At 60.2% G+C, this 3,431-nt stretch carries 5 protein-coding genes; 2 read left to right on the forward strand and 3 right to left on the reverse strand.

The window, feature by feature from the left end; all coding sequences use genetic code 11:
• The coding region (locus OQK_RS05070) for a LysR family transcriptional regulator (protein WP_016771410.1) at positions 1 to 900 on the forward strand (900 nt) is incomplete at its 5' end.
• On the opposite strand, the gene OQK_RS05075 is transcribed toward OQK_RS05070, so the two are convergent.
• The 3 genes from OQK_RS05075 to OQK_RS05085 form a co-directional block, all read right to left on the reverse strand.
• Entirely contained in the window at positions 897 to 1,259 is a 363-nt protein-coding gene (locus tag OQK_RS05075) for a diacylglycerol kinase (RefSeq protein WP_016771411.1), read from the reverse strand. The two genes, OQK_RS05070 and OQK_RS05075, sit on opposite strands and share 4 nt — an antisense overlap.
• Positions 1,260 to 1,332: 73 nt before the next feature.
• Entirely contained in the window at positions 1,333 to 1,983 is a 651-nt protein-coding gene (erdR, locus tag OQK_RS05080; RefSeq protein ID WP_016771412.1) for a response regulator transcription factor ErdR, read from the reverse strand.
• 223 nt (positions 1,984 to 2,206) lie between these two features.
• Entirely contained in the window at positions 2,207 to 2,953 is a 747-nt protein-coding gene (locus tag OQK_RS05085; RefSeq protein WP_016771413.1) for a tRNA-uridine aminocarboxypropyltransferase, read from the reverse strand.
• Between the two features lie 189 nt (positions 2,954 to 3,142).
• On the opposite strand from OQK_RS05085, the gene OQK_RS05090 reads away from it, so the two are divergent.
• A partial coding sequence (locus OQK_RS05090) for a PA3611 family quorum-sensing-regulated virulence factor (RefSeq protein WP_016771414.1) occupies positions 3,143 to 3,431 on the forward strand: 289 nt, incomplete at its 3' end.

The following is a 3,431-nucleotide window of genomic DNA, read 5'->3' on the forward strand; positions in this document are numbered from 1 at the left end:
GTTTTCGTCGCCGTCGCCCAGCAGGAAAGCGTATCCCGTGCTGCGGGTCTGCTCAACCTCTCGCAATCGGCGGCCAGCACTTCGATCACCGAGCTCGAGCGCCAGTCCAGCTGCCAGCTGTTCGACCGCGCCGGCAAACGCCTGAGCCTCAACGCCCTGGGCAAACAACTGTTGCCGCAAGCGGTCGCCCTGCTCGACCAGGCCAAGGAAATCGAAGACCTGCTCAATGGCAAATCCGGTTTCGGCTCTCTATCAGTGGGGGCGACGCTGACCATAGGCAACTATCTGGCCACCCTGCTGATCGGCAGCTTCATGCAGCGCCACCCGGAAAGTCAGGTCAAGCTGCACGTGCAGAACACTGCCAATATCGTGCAGCAGGTCGCCCACTACGAAATTGATCTGGGTCTAATCGAAGGCGATTGCAGCCACCCGGACATCGAAGTGCAGAGTTGGGTCGAGGATGAGCTGGTGGTGTTTTGTGCGCCGCAGCATCCGTTGGCCAAGCGCGGCAGTGCGACGATGGAAGAACTGACCCATGAGGCATGGATTCTGCGGGAACAGGGTTCCGGCACGCGGCTGACCTTCGACCAGGCCATGCGCCACCATCGCAGCGCGCTGAACATTCGTCTCGAGCTGGAACACACCGAAGCGATCAAGCGCGCAGTGGAATCAGGGCTGGGGATTGGCTGCATTTCGCGGCTGGCGCTGCGCGATGCCTTCCGGCGCGGCAGTCTGGTGCCGGTGGAGACGCCGGATCTGGACCTGGCCCGGCAGTTCTATTTCATCTGGCACAAACAGAAATACCAGACCTCGGCCATGCGCGAGTTTCTCGAGCTGTGTCGCGCTTTCACCGCCGGGGTGCAGCGCAGCGACGAGATCGTCTTGCCGACCATCGCTTAAAGCAGAATCACCGCCCACACCAGTCCGATCATGCTCAGCGCCACGAATTGCGCGGCGCTGCCCATGTCCTTGGCGTTCTTCGACAGCGGATGCAATTCCAGCGAGATGCGGTCAATGGCCGCTTCCACCGCCGAATTCAGCAGCTCGACAATCAGCGCCAGCAAGCAAACCGCGATCAACACCGCCTGCTCGACCCGGCTGACATTAAGGAAGAATGTCAGCGGAATCAGCACCACGTTGAGCAGCACCAATTGGCGGAATGCCGCTTCGCCAGTGAAGGCGGCGCGCAGGCCATCGAGCGAATAGCCGGACGCGTTGAGGATGCGTTTCAGGCCGGTCTGGCCCTTGAAAGGTGACATAAGAAAGAAACCAGCCAAAAAGGTGTGGGGAAGCTAGATCAACGAAAGTCAAAAAAGCGTGAAACGCCAGCCATCACTGGCTCGGAATTGACTCAAGTTGTTGCAGCAGTAAAGCCGCTTGCGTGCGGGTGCGCACGTTCAATTTGCGAAAGATCGCCGTGACGTGGGCCTTGATGGTCGCTTCCGACACGCTCAGCTCATAAGCGATCTGCTTGTTCAGCAGACCTTCGCAGACCATGGTCAGCACCCGGAACTGTTGCGGCGTCAGGCTGGCGAGGCCATCGCTGGCGGCTTTCGCTTCATCCGACACACTCACCGCTTCGAACGCTTGCGGCGGCCAGAACACGTCGCCATCGAGCACCTTGCGCACCGCTTCCTGAATCACGCTCAGATCGCTGGATTTGGGAATGAAGCCACTGGCGCCGAACTCGCGGGATTTGACCATCACCGAAGCTTCTTCCTGGGCAGAGACCATCACCACCGGAATCTGCGGATACTGCCCGCGCAGCAGCACCAGCCCGGAAAAACCATAGGCGCCGGGCATGTTCAGATCCAGCAGGACCAGATCCCAGTCAGCCTTTTCGGTCAGGCGCGCTTCCAGTTCGGCGATGCTCGCCACTTCCACCAGTCGCACGTCCGGGCCAAGGCCCAGCGTCACCGCTTGGTGCAGGGCGCTGCGAAACAGGGGGTGATCATCGGCAATCAGGATGTCGTATGTGGCCATTTTTCAAATGATCCTGTTTTTGATGGCAGACGCGGTAGATTCCGGTCTGGCCAAAGCAACTCGAGGCAGCGGTTGGAAGCGATATCCACAGGGGCACGTTCGACGCCAATCAACAGCAAACACGGCGTCTCAAACCTTGGCCGCACCCTAATCGGCGCCAAGCATGCCCAGCGCAGCCGGGGTGGTCAAGCAAGATGGCCAGCGCTGTGGACAGTATGGGCCACTATCGGGCCAACTCCGGCTGCGGCTTTCGTATATAGGGCAGCAGCTCGGTGTGAGCGGGGGTTGATTCATTCATGTCCAGTTGCTGCTTGGCACCGAGGTAATGCTGGCTGAACACATCGAAATAGGCGTCCAGCGCCGAGGCGGCATCGCTGTCACCGGCCAGTTCCAGGCACAACGCTGCGACTTCGGCGGTGCACAGGTGCTCGCTGCGGGTCGAACGGCGCAAGCGATAGCGCGAGAGTTTGTCGGGCAGCAGGCTGAGGATCGGCAAGCGGTCGAAATACGGACTCTTGCGAAAGATCTTGCGCGCCTCGGTCCAGGTCGCATCCAGCAGTATGAACAGCGGGCGCTTGCTGCTATCGACTGTCACCGTGTTGGTCACCCGCGACGGTTCGACATACTCACCCGGAAACACCAGATACGGCTGCCACTGCGGATCGTTGAGCAGTGCAAGCATCTGCGGGTCGGGCTCGGTGCGTGACCAGATAAACGCATGGTTGTCGCGTACCACATCGGCAATCAGCCAACCGGTGTTGCTTGGCTTGAATACTTCCTTGCCGGTCATGATCAGGCACACGCCGGAACGGGTGTCGACGCTTGGCCGCCACGCGCACAGGCAATGACTGATGATCACTCGGCAATCGCGGCAACGCTCGGAGCGAAAGCCGCGCGCCTGAATCGGCTTGATACCTTCGTCCTCGCGCTGATCGCGCAGGCGGGCCACGGCGTTGGGGGCATGGATCATCGCAGGCAATACCGGCAGACAGGGAAACTCGACACGAATGACACTCGGCAAGGCAATAAATGCCGGCAGTTTACCAGAGCGACGGCCACAAGCCTGTACCGTCCAGACCGGCTCCCCTATAATTCGCCGCCACTGAACGCACCGCCCCGTGACGGGTCGAACCACCAGTCACCGAATCAGGAGAGTTTCATGCTGCGCCTTATCGTTCCCACCGCTGCCATTCTGCTGGCGTCGTCCTTTACCGCTCAGGCTGCGTCCCTGAGTGAGCAGAATCTGAACCGAGAGCTGCGCAACGTCGCCGCCCAAAGCAGCGTTGGCACGCCACGGGCGATCAATGAAGACATTCTTGATCAAGGCTACACCGTCGAAGGCACACAGCTGATCAACCATCTGAGCGTGCAAAAGAGCCACGCCGACAAGATGCGCGCCGATCCCAAGGCTGTGTATTTCCAGTTGGGCGCGTCGGTCTGCAACAACC

The organism is Pseudomonas sp. R62, from assembly GCF_000257605.1.
Taxonomy (GTDB): Bacteria; Pseudomonadota; Gammaproteobacteria; order Pseudomonadales; family Pseudomonadaceae; genus Aquipseudomonas; species Aquipseudomonas atacamensis.